Source organism: Streptomyces turgidiscabies Car8 (genome assembly GCF_000331005.1).
Classification (GTDB): domain Bacteria; phylum Actinomycetota; class Actinomycetes; order Streptomycetales; family Streptomycetaceae; genus Streptomyces; species Streptomyces turgidiscabies.
In genome coordinates this window covers 1-15,193 of record NZ_AEJB01000337.1, presented here as the reverse complement: position 1 = coordinate 15,193, position 15,193 = coordinate 1, and the positions used below count along the sequence as shown (strand labels likewise).

Below are 15,193 nucleotides of genomic sequence, written 5' to 3'. Positions count from 1 at the left end.
CCCGCCATGACAGAGAAGGCTTGTCGCGGTGTGCGTCTCAGTGGTGGTGAGACGACGTCAGGTAGTGCTGCCTGAGAAGCTCCCTCCCGTAGTCGTTGCCGTTCGGGGTGCGGACGATCGAGTGGACGTGCTTCTGTGTCGCGCCGCTTCCCTGCGTCGCCCCGTACGCGCCCGCCAGCGGGCCCGGCGCCTGGCAGTCGACCTCGATCCAGATGACGGGGCTGTGGACGCGGACGTAGAAGGCGGCGTCGTCGGCGGTGCCGCCGGCCCAGGTGACGTACGTGTCGGAGAGGTGTCTGCTCACCTCGGACATCGTCACCTTCGCCGCGTCGGCCTTCGCGCGGCCCACGAAGGCGTCGACGATGCCGAGCAGCTTCTTCTTCTGGGCGGCGCTGAGGGCGTTGCCGCGCAGACCCGTGTACGCCTGGACCGTGTTGTCGGCGAACGCGCCCGCTTTCATCGACTCGTTGGACTTGGTCGTCGACTCGATGGCGACCGACTGCTGCGCTGCGGTGAGGGAGTTGATGAAGGCCAGGCTCGCCACGACCTCCTCGTGGCAGACCGTCACCGTCTCGCCGTCGATCTCCATGGACGTCGGTTCCGAACCCCAGAAGCAGGGGCTCATGACGACCTGGTTGCCGAGCACGAAGTAGTTGATGACCAGGTGGTGGCCGTCGAACTGGAAGCCCCACGGCTCGGTGGCCGACGGGGTGCCCATCACCGTCCAGTAGTAGGCGTCCTCGTTGAAGGCGGTGGTGTTGTTGATCGCCTCGCCGGCCGCCTGGTTGATCCTGCGGATCTTCTCCGTGGTCTCCAGGCCGTCCGCGCTCAGGGCCGACTTCAACAAGGCTGCACCCAGGGCCTTCTGATCATCCGTCAGATCCGCCAGCGAGACGCCCTGACGTTCGTAGGAGTCGATGTTGCTCCACAGTCGCCACTCCGTGGAGTGGACGGTGAACTGTGTCGACGCCTTCTGTGTGTCGGTCAGTCCGGCCAGGAAGGCGTTCGCGGCGGTGACGACCGGGGCGGTGGCGACCTTCGGCGAGTGGATCGTGAACAGGTCGTCGATCCGCTTGCCGTCGGTGGTCAGGCCGAAGAAGTCCTCGGTGATCGTCATGTTGCCGGGGCCGCCACCGGTGCCTCCACCGGGGCCGCCGCTCGGCGCCCCGCTGGGGGCCGGAGAGGCGGACGCGTCGGCCGTCGCTGTGGCTGTCGGGTCCGTGGTGTCGTCCGCGAGGGCCGTCCAGGCGCCGGCGCCGCCCATCGTCGCGACGGCCGTGGCGCCGCCGGCGAAGAACACCTTGCGCATGAAGTTCCGCCGGTTCGCGAGTGCGTGACGTCCGGTCTCCGGCGCCACGGACTCCCCGGTCTGCCCGGACCCACCGGTCTCGTGCTCGGTCATCGCGCTGGTTCCCTTCGTCGTGGCCGCGTCCCCAGTGACCGGCCGGCCGCACGTCGACCACCCTGGTCGAGCCAACTGAGGCAGGGCTGAAACGGACCCCGCGCGGGGGTCGGAAAGGGCCAGTTGAACGTCGTACGCACGGCCTGTGAGCTGCGTTTCTGTGGAGACCCTTAGCGTTTGAGCAACCTGAGGGCCACGAGGGGTGGAGGGGAGGGGGCGGAGCGTTTGTCCCGGAGCTGTCCCGGGGGCATCGGGGTCATCCCGGAGTGTTGCCCTCGGCCGGCAGCGTCACCGTGAACTCCGTGCGGCCCGGCTCGCTCCGTACGTCGATGCCGCCGCCGTGGGCCTCGGTGATCGCCGTCGCGATGGCCAGCCCGAGGCCCGAGCCGCCGTCGGGGTCGAGGCCGCCTCGGGAGCGGGACGCGTCGGCCCGGGTGAAGCGTTCGAAGACCGTCGGGAGGAGGGCGGGCGGGATGCCGGGGCCGTCGTCGCGCACCCGGATCACGCGGTGGGTGGCGGTGGCCTCCACGACGACCGTGACCCTTGTACCGGCGGGCGTGTGCACGCGCGCGTTGGCCAGCAGGTTGGCCACCACCTGATGGAGCCGGCCCGCGTCTCCCACGACGGTCGTCGGCGTCGCCGGGTCCTCGATCCTCAGCGCGAGCTGCCAGTCGTGGTCGGCGCCCGCTGCCCGCGCGTCCCACACCGCCTCGGCGACCAGCGTCGCGAGGTTCACCGGCGCCGACCGCAACGGCCGTCCCTCGTCGAGCCGGGCGAGCAGCAGCAGGTCCTCCACCAGCCCGGTCATCCGCGCCGACTGCGCCGACACCCGCCGCCACGCCTGCTCCGGCTCCAATCCCGGCACCGCCTCGCCGCCGCTCATCAGCTCGGCGTACCCGGCGATCGACGCGAGCGGGGTACGGAGTTCATGACTGGCGTCGGCCAGGAAGCGCCGCATCCGCACCTCGCCGCGCTGCCGTTCCGCGAGCGACGACTCGACGTGGTCGATCATGCGGTTGAGGGCGGCGCCGACCTGCCCGGGCTCGGTGCCGGGGTCGGTGTCGTACTCCGGCACCCGCGTCAGGCCGGCCACCTCACCCCGGTCCAGGGGCACCCGCGAGACCTCGACCGCGGTCGCGGCGACCCGGTCCAGGGGCCGCAGCCGACGCCGTATGACGACCGCCGAGACACACCCGGCCACCCCGAGACTGACGACGGCGATGGCCGCCTCGACCGCCACCAGCCGGTTGATCATGTGCTGTACGTCGCCCATGGGCAGCCCGGCGAGTACGGGGGTGCCGTCGCCGCCGATGGCCGTGACGCGGTAGGTGCCCAGCCCCGGGATCGTGCGGGTGTGCAGGGTGCCGTCCGCGGTGATGCCGTCGAGGGCGGCGCGCTGAGCGGCGGTGAGGGCTCGCTGCCGCCCGTCCGCGGTGACGACCTCGGCGGCGATCACCTGCTCACCGGACTCCGACTCGCTCCCCCCGTCCGTCTCCTCGGCCGTTTCCCCTGCCGTCTTCGCGTCCGTATCCGAAGTCGCCTCCGTTGTGGCGAGGCGGGCGGCGAGGGTGCCGGTGGGCTGGCCGCGTTCGTTGAGGAAGCCGAGGTCGGTCGCGCCGCCTGTCCGGCGTTGCAGACCACCCTGGCTGCGGTTGGCCGCGTCGGTGACACGCTGGTCCAAGTCGCCCAGAAGATAGGCACGTTGGACGAGAACCGTGGCGAGCGCCATCACCGTGCAGACGACGGCCAGTGTGCCGGAGATGAACAGCACGAGCCCGGTCCGCAGCGATCGCTGCCGGCGCCGCGGCACCCGGGTGCTCGTCAAGCTCGTCAACTGCCTTGCTCCGGAGCCCTGATGGTGTATCCGGCCCCGCGTACCGTGTGGATCATCGGGGCCCGGCCCTTGTCCAACTTCGCGCGCAGACCGTAGATGTAGACCTCGACGAGATTGCCCTCGCCGTCGAACGAGCTGTTCCAGACGTGATCGAGGAGCTGGGCCTTGCTGAGTACCTGACGCGGATGTTCCATCAGGAACCTGAGCAGGTCGAACTCCTTCGCCGTGAGCGGTACGCGCACCCCGCCCCGCTGCACCTCGCGCGTCTTCTCGCCCAGGACGAGATCGCCGAGCACCCGTACGGACTCGTCCTCGGCCGCCTCCTCCGCGCCGCACCGGCGCAGTAGTCCGCGCAGCCGCAGCATGACCTCTTCCAGGGAGAACGGCTTGGTGACGTAGTCGTCGGCGCCCGCCGACAGCCCGTCGATACGGTGCTCGAGGGAGTCCCGGGCGGTGAGCATGAGCACCGGCAGCCCGGCATGCTCCTGCCGCAGCGCGCGCAGCACCTGGAGCCCGTCCACGTCGGGCAGCATCCCGTCCAGCACGACGGCGTGCGGGGCGCACCCGCGCGCGATCCGCAGCGCACCGTGCCCGTCCGCCGCGACGAACGGCTGCCAGCCCGCTCCGGCCACAGCCACCGACAACAACTCGGTGAGCTCCGGCTCGTCGTCGACGATCAGCACACGAACGGCGCCTTCGGCGGGCCCGGCCACGGGGGCGACGGCCACGGGGGTGTCGGGGGTGACGGTGATGGGGGTGCCAGGAGTGACGGTGACGGGGGTGTCGGTCGTGCCAGCCATACGCCGAGCATTCCTGAGGAGGCTGTGGGGTTCCTGTGGGTGAACCGAGGGGCGTCTGCGCGGGGTTCAGACCCCGCCGAGCAGCAGCGCGAGCCCGCGTTCGACCGCCGGACCCAGATCCTCCATGCCGGGCGCGACCACGCCGTACGAGCGATGGAGGAAACGCTGGAGCTGTGCCGTACGGAACCGGACCACGGCCAGCCCGTACGGCGAGTGGAGTTCCACGACCGTGCGTGTCGGACCGCATGGCCACAGGTGGACCTCGCCGATCCCCGCCGGGTTGTCCAGTCCCTCTTCCAGGAGCGTCCGGGAGAAGGTCCACGTCACTCCCTCTCCGTCCACCGAGACGTCGACGGGGAAGTCGATGTGGACGGCGAGCGGGTCGGCGGAGTCGTAGCGCAGGGTGACGGCGAGCGGAAACTCCTGGTGACCGGGGGTGATCAGGCGGGCGCGGGCGGACTGCTCCAGGGTTCTGTACATGATCGACTTCCCGTTCGGGTGAGGCGTTGGGCCAGTTGTGCCGAGGTGTGGTGCGAGTCGGGTCGAGCTGCCTTCATGACCTCGGGTAGTGCCCCCGCATTACGCCGTTACGGAAGTTACTCCATGTGACGTGCATCACTTCCTGTAATTAGTTGAGATTTTTGTCATCTAGCCTTACAAAATCAGCCGCAATATCCCCCCGCAGGTAACTGGAGCGTTCCTGCCCATGATTGACGACACCGCCGCCGCGACCACGGCGACCGCCGCCACCACCGCGTACGCCCGCATCTACGAGGAACAGCAGCCGCGTCTTGTCGCGTACGCGCGTTCGCTCACCAAGAGCAGCTGGGCCGCGGAGGACCTGGTCGCCGAGGCGCACTTCCGTGTGTGGCGACGGCTGGCGGCGGGGCACGAGATCGACAACGTGCCCGCGTATCTGATGACGACGGTCCGGCACCTGGCCGCCAGCGCGGGCAGCAACTCGGCGCGCGAGACCCCGCAGGATCCGCAGGGCGGCCCGGACCGGCTGGAGAGGGCGGAACGCGTCGTCTCCCAGGGGCGTCACGTCGACGACCCCGCCGAACAGGTGTCCTCGGTCGACCTGTTGGTACGGGTACTGGGCCAACTCCCCGACCGCTGGGTCAAGGCGCTGTGGCTGGCGGAGGCGGAGGGGCAGCCCCTGGCGGCCATCGGCCCGCAGATCGGCACCGGCATCAAGGAGGGTGCCACCGCGGTACTCCTCCACCGCGCCCGCGAGGGCATGCGCCAGGCGTTCCTGCGTGAGCAGCCCGGCGTCCCGGCCGACGTGGCGTGCCAGCCGTACTGGGTTCGCATGCCCGCGTACGTGCGCGGCACCGCGACCCGCCGCCAGTCCGACCAGCTCCTCGCCCACACGGACACCTGCGACGACTGCCGCCACCGACTCGCTCTGCTGATGCGCACGAACGACCGCCTGCCCGCGCTCGTCGGCCCGGCCCTGCTGGTGCTTCTGGTGGGCGGTGCGGGGAAGTATCTGCTGGCGTTCGCTGCGGGATCAGCTGCGGGGTCCGCAGCGGGATCCGTCGGTGCGTCGACCGCCTCGACCGCGGCCTCCGCAGCGGCCGGCCACGGTGGTGCGGTGCTGCACGCGGTACGTCACGGCGTGACCGGCGCCTCGAAGATACCCAAGGCGCTCGCGCTGAGCTCGGGGGCGGCGGCAGCGGCCGTCGCGATCACCATCGCCCTCACCTCTCCCCAGATCCAGCTGCGGGAACAGCCCCGAGTCCCCTTGGCGGACAACCCGTTGGCACCAGCGCCGGTGGCGAAGGTCCCGGCGACGGCGCCTGTGCCCGCGCCGCTGAAGGCGAGTCCGGCGACTGTGCCGGTGGGGGCGCCGGTGGAGGTGCTGCGGGGCGCCGCTTCGGGGGTCTCCGCCGGCTCGGCTGTCCCGGCGGTGACTGCGGTGACCGTGGTCACGGTGGTCGGGGGGAGCGGGAACGACGGAGCTGGTGGGGGCAGCACGGCCGGTGGGGGTGCCGGTACGGAGGTGTCGCCTCCGCCCGCGCCCAGTGAGCCGGTCGAGCCCGCGCCTTCGGTGCCGAAACCGCCGGTCGAGGAGCCCGTGCCCGCGGTGCCCCCGGTGAGCGAGGTGCCCGTGCCTCCGGAGACGCCTGTGCCTCCTGTGACTCCTGAACCGGAGGTTCCGGCGTACGTGCCTCCGGTGCCGCCGGTGGAGGAGACGCCGCCGGTTTCGGAGCCGCCCGCGCCGCCGGTTTCCGAGCCTCCCGTGACTCCGGAGGTGCCTGTGCCGGAGCCGGTTCCTGCTCCGGAGCCGACTCCCGCTCCCGAGCCCGCTCCCGAGCCGGAACCGGCGCCTGTGCCGGTGCCTGATCCGGAGCCGGTTGTTTCAACTCCCCCGGATCCTGGGCCGGTTGACGAAACCCCGGTCGATGAGACTCCGATTCCGGAGCCGGTCGTCACCGATCCTGACCCCGGGGGTTGTTGAGAGGTCGAGAGGCCAGAGGTCGAGAGGTCGCTCGGACCGCTTTCGGTTGAATTTCTCCTCGCCGGGCAACCTGGACACCGCTTCCCCTGTCTCACAGGTTGCTCACAGACATGGCTTGGGCGCGTGGGGTGCGTCCGTACGTATGCGGCCGTCGTGGGCGGTGTCCAGTCCGATGCCACTTGACCATGGCACTGGCAGACGAGGAACCGATGACCACTCAGCAACACAGCACCAGCAGCAGTGAACGGAACGACAGCCGACGCAACACCAAGCGCTTACAGCACTCGGCACTCGCGGCGGGGGCCGCGCTGGCCGTCGTCGTGTCGGTGGCCGGTGCGGCTCCGGGCGCCGGGGCCGCTCCGAGCGCCGCGCCCACGAAGCCGAAGCTCAGGCTCGTGGCCGCGACGGACTCCGTGACGGCCGAGCGCTGGGAGGGGGAACCCGGCGTCTACCTCGACCTCGGCACGTACGTCACGGTGGACGACGTACCGCTGGAGTTCAAGGTGACCCGGAAGTCGTACAAGGACCCGGTGATCGCCGAGCAGATCATCCGCAAGGGCGGCAAGGCGCAGGCGAAGAGACTGCCTCCCGGGATGGTGAAGGACTTCGCGGGTCTGCCGGGCTTCCTGGAGGTGTCGTTCAAGAACGCGGCCGGTCAGGAGGTCGCGAAGAGCAAGGGCACGTTCTGCCCGAACAACGCCTCCGGACGCATCCGCCCGGATGCCCCGGCGACCTCGCACTTCCCGGAGAGTTGCTCCGGCAACCCCTTCACGCTGGGCGGCGTGTGGGGCGTGGAGAAGGGCTGGGCCACCAACGTCAGCTCGGTCGACTACGGCAACCCGGTGGATCTGCAGGCGGGGGAGTACACCGCCAAGGTGTCGATCGGGAAGATGTACCGCGACTTCTTCGGCATCCCCGATGACCATCCGACCATCAAGGTGACGGTGGTGCCGCGGAGCGATGACGGCGAAGGTGACGGCGGAGGCGGCGGAGTGGGGCTCACCGCCCGATCCTCCGGCCAGCACGCAGGGGGCCACGGGGGCCACGGAGGCCATGCGAGCCACGGGGCCAATGGGGCTTCTGGAGGTGGTGGGAGCCACGGAGCGGCCCAGCTCGCCGCCCCGCACGCGTCGCATCACTACGGTCCGCGCGGCGCGGACATGCCCACCCTGCCGGCCTTCCCCAACGCGCTGGTCGACCTGGGTACGGCGCATCACCTGGGTGACGGGCCGGGCCACACCGACGGTTCGCGTGTCGCGCCTCCGCTGAAGGCCGCCGCCCAGCGGCCCACGGGCAGGGCGGGCGTACCGGCCAACGTGCCCAAGCCGGACCTGCGTTCCCTGCCGGCGTGGGACATCGCGGTCACGGACGGCGAGGACGGGGACGTAGCCGGAAAGGACTACCTGGCGTTCAGCGCGAACGTCTGGAACGCCGGCCCGGCCCCGCTGGTCGTCGACGGCTTCCGCAAGCCGGGCAAGGACCTGATGGACGCCTACCAGTACTTCTACGACGCGAACGGCAAGCAGGTCGGCTACACGCCGACCGGCACCATGGAGTGGGACCCGCGGATCGGCCACGAGCACTGGCACTTCACCGACTTCGCGAGCTACCGCCTCCTGAGCGCCGACCAGACGAAGGAAGTGCGCAGCGGCAAGGAGGCGTTCTGCCTCGCCAACACCGACGCGATCGACTACACGGTGAAGAACGCCAACTGGCACCCCTACAACACCGACCTGTCGACCGCGTGCGGCGAGAAGAACTCCTTGTCGGTACGTGAGGTGCTCGACGTGGGCTCCGGCGACACGTACACCCAGTACCGTCCGGGCCAGTCCTTCGACATCACCGGCCTCCCGAACGGCACGTACTACATCCAGGTCATCGCCAACCCGGAGAAGCGCCTCCAGGAGACCAACCTCAACAACAACGTCGCCCTGCGCAAGGTGATCCTCGGCGGCACGGAGGGCGCGCGGACGGTGACGGTACCGCCGCACGACCTGATCGACGTGAAGTAACCGGCCGGATCGGAAGTAACCGGCCGAATCACCCAGGCCGCGTGCCGCACCTCCGGGGGAGCACAGCCCCTCGGGGGTGCGGCGGGCTACCCCCTTGTTCCGGTGGGTCGCTCCATGGTTCGGGGACCTCGGCAACGGCATCGTTGACCTCGACGAACCGAAGCCCCGAGAAGCTCCGAGAAGTCCCGAGAAACCCTGAGAAGCACGGAGAACCCCGGTGGATCCGACGGTTCACCGCCCCGGCCGGAAGGACCTCCCATGAACGCCCTGCCGATCTCGAAGTCGAGCCTGACGACGGACACCCTGCTGTCCGAGAGCGACTTCACCCCACTGCTCACGGCCTGGGACCAGGCACACCCGGCTGCCGCTTCCTCATCCGTGTCGGCCGTCACTGTCGTTGCCGTGGACCTGGGTACGGACCAGGGTCAGGGTACGGACCTGGACTGGCGGCACGTCCTGGACGAGATCGCCCACCCGCACACCACCCAGGCCTTCCACCGGCTGGCCGAAGCGGCGGCCTGATCCCGTACGTCCGGCCAGGGCGGCCCTGTGCCGTGCGACGCCCTGCGAACGTCAGTCCTGGCGTACGACGTTGCTGCCCGGGCCGCCCGAGAGGACGTCCTGGCCGGCGCCGCCGTACAGCTTGTCGTTGCCGCTGTTGCCCCAGATCTGGTCGTTGCCTGCGTTGCCGTACAGGACGTCGTTGCCCTTGCCACCGAAAATGTGGTCGCCCTCGGCGCCGCCGTAGATCGTGTCGTTGCCGTCGTCACCGCTCAGGTCCTGGCCCCCGGCGCCGCCGCGGATCACGTCGTTGCCCTTGCCACCCTGGACGATGTCACCGGCGGTGGTGATGGTGTCGTTGCCGTCACCGCCGCCCACGAGCAACGAGTCACCCACGACGATGGTGTCGTCGCCTGCCCCACCGTCCACGAAGTTGCCGGCGAGGTCGCCCCGGCCGGTCAGCCTGTCCTTGCCCGCGCCGAGGATGAACGCGGTGGTGAGGTAGGTCTCGTCGCTCTTGTTGGTGAAGTCGACCACGTCATTTCCGTCGCCGAGGTTCATCCGCATGATCTGGTACGGACTCTGGCTGTCCACGGTGACAACGGTGCACAGGACCTTCGTGTGGTCGGCGGCGCTGGGGTAGGCACACCCGCGCCCTACACCGATCGGAACGACGTCGTCGATCACGAAGGTGATGTCCGTGGCATTGGCGTAGGACTCGGTGACGGTCGGCTTGTTGGTCTGGCCGGCCGCAGCCGTGTAGGTCAACTCCCGGTCGTTGAAGCTGACTTCAGCCTTGGCGGACGGTGTCGCGGCACCGGCGGTACCGGCGGCCAGTGCGAGCGGGACGGCCGCCAGTCCGGTACCGAGGGCGAGCGTCAACGCCAGTGCAGATGCCGATGCCGATGCCGATGCCGACGCGGTGCGGTTCGTACGACGGCGTGTGGGGGAAAAGGGCATGCGAGTAACCTCCAGGGCCACGTGGGCACTTGAGCCGAGTTCAGGAATCGGTGACGCCATGTGAGACGGCCGAGGTGCGCCCTGGGTTGTGGTCGTTCTCCCAAGCGGACGGCCAAGCGTTCGGGCAGGCGCCCCCGCGCGCGAGGTGGTCAAACCCTCTTCGCTGTCCATCCATGTGAACAACGATCAAGTACGCGACTATTGACGTGTCCAGGACCACCCCTCTAACTTCCGAGAGAAAGCGCTTTCCAATCCGGTCCGGCAGCAGATCCTCCGCCTCATCCACTCGTCTGGAGATGGAGAACCACGATGCAACTGAGACCCGTCATCGCGTGCGTCAGCCTGCTGGCAGGCACACTCGTCGCGCTCTCCGGCACCACGGCACAGGCCGCGACCACGCGCTACGAGGCCGAGGCCTCACCGGCGGTCTGCACCGGCACCATTGACTCCGACTGGACCGGTTACTCCGGCAGCGGATTCTGCAATGGCACCAACTCGGCCGGTTCGTATGCCCAGTTCACCGTATCCGCACCCGCATCGGGCACGGCGACGCTGGGCGTCCGCTTCGCCAACGGCACCACCACCGCCCGTTCCGTGGGCGTCATCGTGAACGGCACGACGGTCTCGACGGCGTCGTTCGAGGGCACGAGCACCTGGACGGCGTGGACGACGAAGACGCTGACAGTGCCGGTGGTCGCGGGCAACAACACCATCCGGCTCAACCCGACGGCCGCCGCGGGTCTCCCCAACATCGACTACCTCGACGCGAACGTCCCGGACGGCGGCACCACCCCACCCCCCACGGCCTCCGCCCTCTACGTGTCCCCGTCCGGCACGGACAGCGCGGCGGGCACGTCGTCGGCGCCGACGACTCTCACCTCCGCGATCGGCCGCATCACGGCGGGCGGCACGATCTACGTACGCGGGGGCACGTACAACTACGCCTCGACGGTGACGATCCCGGTCGGCAAGAACGGCACCGCGTCCGCCCGTACGGTCCTGGCCGCCTACCCGGGTGAGACGCCGGTCCTCAACTTCTCGGCGCAGACCGAGAGTTCCTCGAACCGGGGCCTCCAGCTCAACGCCAACTACTGGCACATCAAGGGCCTCGTCGTCGAACGGGCGGGTGACAACGGCATCTACGTCGGCGGCAGCAACAACGTCGTCGAGCGTACGGTGACCCGCTTCAACCGTGACACGGGCCTTCAGCTCGGACGCATCGCCTCCACCACCCCGGCCGCCGACTGGCCCGCCAACAACCTGATCCTGAGCGCCGAGTCGCACGACAACGCCGACTCGGACGGCGAGGACGCGGACGGCTTCGCGGCGAAGCTGACGACGGGCGCGGGCAACGTCTTCCGCTACGCCGTGTCCCACAACAACATCGACGACGGCTGGGACCTCTACACCAAGACCGACACCGGCCCCATCGGCCCGGTGACGATCGAGGACTCCCTCTCCTACAAGAACGGCACCCTCACCGACGGCTCCCAGGCCGGCAACGGCGACCGCAACGGCTACAAGCTCGGCGGCGACGACATCGCCGTCAACCACATCGTCCGGCGCAGCATCGCCTACAACAACGGCAAGCACGGCTTCACCTGGAACAGCAACCCCGGCACGATGACGGTGTCGGACAACGTCAGCATCGACAACACGGAGCGCAACTTCAGCTTCGACGGCGGTACGTCGGTGTTCCGCACGAACACGTCCTGCCGTAGCGGCAGCGGCTCGAACGACCGGATCATCGGCAACTCCGACACGTCGAACCAGTTCTGGTCGGGCACGAACGGCGCACGCTGCTCTTCGTACGCGGGCGCACTGCACTGGTCGTTCGCAACGGACGGGCGGCTGGTGGTGACGTTCGGGGGATAGGGCTTGGCTCCCTGTCTTCCCGTCGGACTGCGCAGTCCGACCGATGCCGGGCACCTCCAGGTCGCTGACCTGGGGGTGCCTGAGTAAGGGGCGATCTTACTAACATCGAGGTTACTAACATTGATGTTAGTAACATTGATGTTAGTAACAGGGCTGGGGACTGCCCGGCGGGCTACGACGGCCGGACCTGGGTACAGCTGTCGTCGGTCTACAGGCCACGAAGTGCCTCGTAGAAGTCGCTGTAGGTACTCCAACAGGTGATGCTGCCGTCGTCGTTCAGGCTGCCCATGTACCAGTCGTCGTCGTTCACGGCCTTCACCAGACAGAGGCCGTGAAATCCCAGAACGATTTCGGGTTGGAGCCACTCGCCTTGTGCGGGCCAACCCACCACGACACGATCGGTGTTGAGAGATCTGGCCTCACGGTCACCGGAAACCTTGCGGATCTCCTCCAGAGTCCAACCTGCCGGTAGCTTGCCGTCTGCCATCTCCTGATGATGACAGCCACCCCAGCAGTGGGCGCCTGGTAGCGGTGGGAACGGGTAGTCGGCCGCCTGCGTCATTTCTCTCCGGGGCACGCCGGCTGTCCCGGAGGGGGGCACCAGGTGCGTACGAGCGAGTTCGCCGCGTGGACAAGGCGGTTCGAGGACGAGCGCGAGCACAGGCGTGCCCAGGGTGATCCTGACTGGGGGCAGGGCGCGACACTGCATCCGGCGGTGTGGGCCGGTATCCAGCGTTTCCAGGTCGGTGAGGACGGTGACGGGGCCAACCTCATCGGCAAGGCGGACGAGGCCGGCGATGCCGACTACGCGCGGGCGGTCCGGCTCTTCGTCGCCGAAGAACAGAACCACGCCCGTCTGCTGGCCCGTCTGCTGGCTGCGGGCGGCATGCCGACGTTGGACGGCCACTGGAGCGACACGGTCTTCGTACGGCTGCGGCGTCTCATGGGTCTGCGCATGGAACTGCTGGTGCTGATGATCGCGGAAGTGGTGGCGCTGCGTTATTACCGGGCCCTGCGCGACGGCACCGAGGACCCGCTCACCGCGGATGTGGCGGGGCGGATCCTGTCCGACGAGGAACGCCATGTCCCGTTCCACTGCGAGCGACTTCACGCCTCCGTTGCGGAGCTGCCCCGCGCGATGCGCCGCCCGGTGATGACCCTGTGGCGACTTCTCCTGCTCGCGGTCACCCTCGTCGTCGCCGCCGACCACGGCCGTGCCCTGCGTCGACTCGGCCTCGGACGCCTGCGATTCGTGACCGACGTCGTGACGTCGTCCGGTGCGGTGGTCTCGGCGGTGCTGGCACCTCGCCCGGACACCTGGACGAAGGAGGGCTGACCGGATGAGCGATGCAGACTCAGCCAGCTACCTGTTCGTGGTGTAGCAGCCGGAAGAGATCCCAGAGAGCAGGGTGTCGCGCAGTAAGTCCGGTGCGGCGCGAGCAGCCATGCCGCACACTTCCCGAGTGATCGTTCTGCAGCCTGTCCTGGAGATCTACGCCCCGACGACTTCACGCTCTGGCCTGTCACTGAGACCACGCCGTACGGCTTCCTGGCACTCTCCGGCAAGCTCGATCCGGCCGAAGTCGGCACTGCGGTGATGGGCATCGTTGCCTGCAACAACATCGATCCCGAGAACGACGGACGCCCACTACAGCCCACGGATCCACTCGGGGGTTTCCTGCACGGACTGCTCACCCTGGACGGCCTCTTCGCATCCGGTGGACTGCAGATCACTGACACGGTGACCGGCACCACGCTGCTGCCAGGCTGCTGCAACGGGCTGGACGAGAGGCGAGACTGGCTTGAGGTCGTCGACGGTGACGGCTGGGCGTCCTTCGGTCACGACCCTTCGCCGCTCGCTGAACGTCACGCCGACGTCGTCCGACTGACCGTCGACGCGGAGAGCGGCTCGTGAGCGGGCCCCATCGCGGAGCCCGGCGTAGACCGTTTCGGCGGCCCGAGGCGCAGGGCGAGTGGGGCGCCTCTGCCGGCGGCTGCGGTCGTCGGTGTCAGCGTGCAACCGTGGCATCCGGTATGACGGAAGGACGCGCACAGCGGAGGCGCCGGACGGGCCAGATTGCTGGTCCGACCGCTTCGGCCATACGAGGATGCGCCCATGCGCCCCATCGTTGAAGAGTACAAACTGCTCAAGTTGACCCGCCGCTACGTTGCAACCGACCTCCGGTATCTCAAACTCGGCGATGCCCTTCTCGGTATGAGTGGGCCTGAACGGGCCAAGTTCATTCGGAAACTGGGCAAGGATGCCAGTCGCATCAGGCCTCGTGAACTGGGCATGCTGCTCGACCGAGGATGGCGCGAGAGGGGGACGGCAGCCTGGCTTGTCGCCGTTGCGGGCAGGACCGAGTTTCGGGGACGTCTCGGCGAACTCCTGCTCGCCAGCGAGGGGCCGTGGGCGGGGCAGGCGTACTGCGTCGCCCTGGCCACCTTCGGCACTTCTGCCGACACCGAACTCCTGGTCGCCTACCTCGACCGCTACCTGCCTCGTTCTGACCTCGACTACGACCAGACAGACGCCCTCGGCGCGCTCCTGTTGCTCGACGCCAGGACCGGTACCGACCGCGCGGCCAAGTTTCTCGCCCCGGACGGACTTTGGCAGCAGTGGATCGAGGGCCCGCCCAGCAAGGACCGCGTCGACCCTGACATCTACCGAGAGTTCATGGGGCAGCTCTGCGCTTTCGCTGATGAGAGTGCCAGGCACTGTCCGGCACGCAGGCACGGTGTGACTCCCTGACGGATCGGTCGTCGCGCAGTGCTCTCCGCTCGGCTCGTGGACAGTGAGGGGCGTCCGTAGCCAGGAAGCCTGGGTCTTTTGGCGGCAGTTGCTGCACAGCCCGAGGGCGGAAGGGCTGTACCGGGATGGCCGATCCCGGTGAGTTCGTCACGGTCGGTCGGTGACGTGAAACTCCATCCATTCGATGCCCGGGACGCTGAAGTGTGCGCCGGTGTTGGCAGCGGCGATGCCCTCGAACTCGTGGTGGGTGCCTGCTCCTTGGCTGCTGAGGCTCCATGGTGTGGCGATCTTCCACGCGCTCTCCAGAGCGGCCATCAACGCCTGCTCCGGGGTGGGGCACCCGAGCGGCGAGGCCAGTCGCAGCACGGCGAGTTCGGGGAACTTGCAGTATCGCTCGTAGGTCTCCATCGCGACGGGGTGATCCAACCGGGCCGCGAGGCGCCCGACGACCCGCTCGGCGGCGTGGCGGTCGTTCGCGTGTACGTGACAGCGCCAACGGATTGTCTCGAACATGCCGAAACCGTAAGGCCATGCGCAGGCGATTGTCGTCCGAACCGGTGTTCTGGCTGCCGGCGGAGAGGTGAGAGAACGGC

General features: G+C 68.8%; 14 protein-coding genes. 7 read left to right on the top strand and 7 right to left on the bottom strand.

Annotation, left to right across the window (positions count from 1 at the left end):
- Positions 1-37 precede the first annotated feature (37 nt).
- From STRTUCAR8_RS22700 to STRTUCAR8_RS22685, 4 genes are all read right to left on the bottom strand, one after another.
- Entirely contained in the window at positions 38-1,402 is a 1,365-nt protein-coding gene (locus STRTUCAR8_RS22700; RefSeq protein ID WP_006378254.1) for a DUF3500 domain-containing protein, read from the bottom strand.
- Between the two features lie 256 nt (positions 1,403-1,658).
- Positions 1,659-3,236, bottom strand: a complete 1,578-nt coding sequence (locus tag STRTUCAR8_RS22695) for a sensor histidine kinase (RefSeq protein ID WP_006378250.1) — start codon at positions 3,234-3,236, stop codon at positions 1,659-1,661.
- The gene (locus tag STRTUCAR8_RS22690; protein WP_006378262.1) at positions 3,233-4,036 is read right to left on the bottom strand and encodes a response regulator transcription factor; all 804 of its coding nucleotides are present in this window, start codon (positions 4,034-4,036) and stop codon (positions 3,233-3,235) included. Before STRTUCAR8_RS22690 ends, STRTUCAR8_RS22695 begins: the two co-directional genes overlap by 4 nt.
- A gap of 66 nt (positions 4,037-4,102) precedes the next feature.
- A complete protein-coding gene (locus STRTUCAR8_RS22685; RefSeq protein ID WP_006378264.1) occupies positions 4,103-4,516 on the bottom strand; it encodes an SsgA family sporulation/cell division regulator in 414 nt (137 codons plus the stop codon).
- Between the two features lie 226 nt (positions 4,517-4,742).
- On the opposite strand from STRTUCAR8_RS22685, the gene STRTUCAR8_RS22680 reads away from it, so the two are divergent.
- The 3 genes from STRTUCAR8_RS22680 to STRTUCAR8_RS22670 all read left to right on the top strand — a co-directional run bounded on the left by STRTUCAR8_RS22680 (position 4,743) and on the right by STRTUCAR8_RS22670 (position 9,034).
- Complete coding sequence (locus tag STRTUCAR8_RS22680; RefSeq protein ID WP_006378246.1) at positions 4,743-6,500, top strand: sigma factor; 1,758 nt, start codon at positions 4,743-4,745, stop codon at positions 6,498-6,500.
- 209 nt (positions 6,501-6,709) lie between these two features.
- Entirely contained in the window at positions 6,710-8,512 is a 1,803-nt protein-coding gene (locus STRTUCAR8_RS22675) for a lysyl oxidase family protein (RefSeq protein WP_234372486.1), read from the top strand.
- 258 nt (positions 8,513-8,770) lie between these two features.
- Positions 8,771-9,034, top strand: coding sequence for a hypothetical protein (locus tag STRTUCAR8_RS22670; RefSeq protein WP_006378247.1), 264 nt, complete (start codon positions 8,771-8,773; stop codon positions 9,032-9,034).
- Positions 9,035-9,085: 51 nt separating this feature from the next.
- On the opposite strand, the gene STRTUCAR8_RS22665 is transcribed toward STRTUCAR8_RS22670, so the two are convergent.
- Positions 9,086-9,973, bottom strand: a complete 888-nt coding sequence (locus STRTUCAR8_RS22665) for a calcium-binding protein (RefSeq protein ID WP_006378260.1) — start codon at positions 9,971-9,973, stop codon at positions 9,086-9,088.
- 309 nt (positions 9,974-10,282) lie between these two features.
- Here STRTUCAR8_RS22665 and STRTUCAR8_RS22660 point away from each other — a divergent pair, with 309 nt between their 5' ends.
- The gene (locus STRTUCAR8_RS22660) at positions 10,283-11,848 is read left to right on the top strand and encodes a carbohydrate-binding protein (protein WP_006378258.1); all 1,566 of its coding nucleotides are present in this window, start codon (positions 10,283-10,285) and stop codon (positions 11,846-11,848) included.
- A 208-nt stretch (positions 11,849-12,056) separates the two neighbouring features.
- On the opposite strand, the gene STRTUCAR8_RS22655 is transcribed toward STRTUCAR8_RS22660, so the two are convergent.
- Complete coding sequence (locus tag STRTUCAR8_RS22655; RefSeq protein WP_044472686.1) at positions 12,057-12,335, bottom strand: hypothetical protein; 279 nt, start codon at positions 12,333-12,335, stop codon at positions 12,057-12,059.
- Between the two features lie 117 nt (positions 12,336-12,452).
- Here STRTUCAR8_RS22655 and STRTUCAR8_RS22650 point away from each other — a divergent pair, with 117 nt between their 5' ends.
- The 3 genes from STRTUCAR8_RS22650 to STRTUCAR8_RS22640 all read left to right on the top strand — a co-directional run bounded on the left by STRTUCAR8_RS22650 (position 12,453) and on the right by STRTUCAR8_RS22640 (position 14,600).
- Positions 12,453-13,184, top strand: a complete 732-nt coding sequence (locus STRTUCAR8_RS22650) for a ferritin-like domain-containing protein (RefSeq protein ID WP_006378245.1) — start codon at positions 12,453-12,455, stop codon at positions 13,182-13,184.
- Between the two features lie 261 nt (positions 13,185-13,445).
- Entirely contained in the window at positions 13,446-13,763 is a 318-nt protein-coding gene (locus STRTUCAR8_RS22645) for a hypothetical protein (RefSeq protein ID WP_052350901.1), read from the top strand.
- A 201-nt stretch (positions 13,764-13,964) separates the two neighbouring features.
- Positions 13,965-14,600 carry a DUF6000 family protein gene (locus STRTUCAR8_RS22640; protein WP_006378256.1) on the top strand — a complete coding sequence of 212 codons (636 nt, stop codon included), beginning with the start codon at positions 13,965-13,967 and terminating at the stop codon, positions 14,598-14,600.
- Positions 14,601-14,747: 147 nt separating this feature from the next.
- On the opposite strand, the gene STRTUCAR8_RS52175 is transcribed toward STRTUCAR8_RS22640, so the two are convergent.
- Positions 14,748-15,113 (bottom strand): hypothetical protein, encoded by a 366-nt coding sequence (locus STRTUCAR8_RS52175; RefSeq protein WP_044472685.1) that lies wholly within the window; start codon positions 15,111-15,113, stop codon positions 14,748-14,750.
- Positions 15,114-15,193 lie beyond the last annotated feature (80 nt).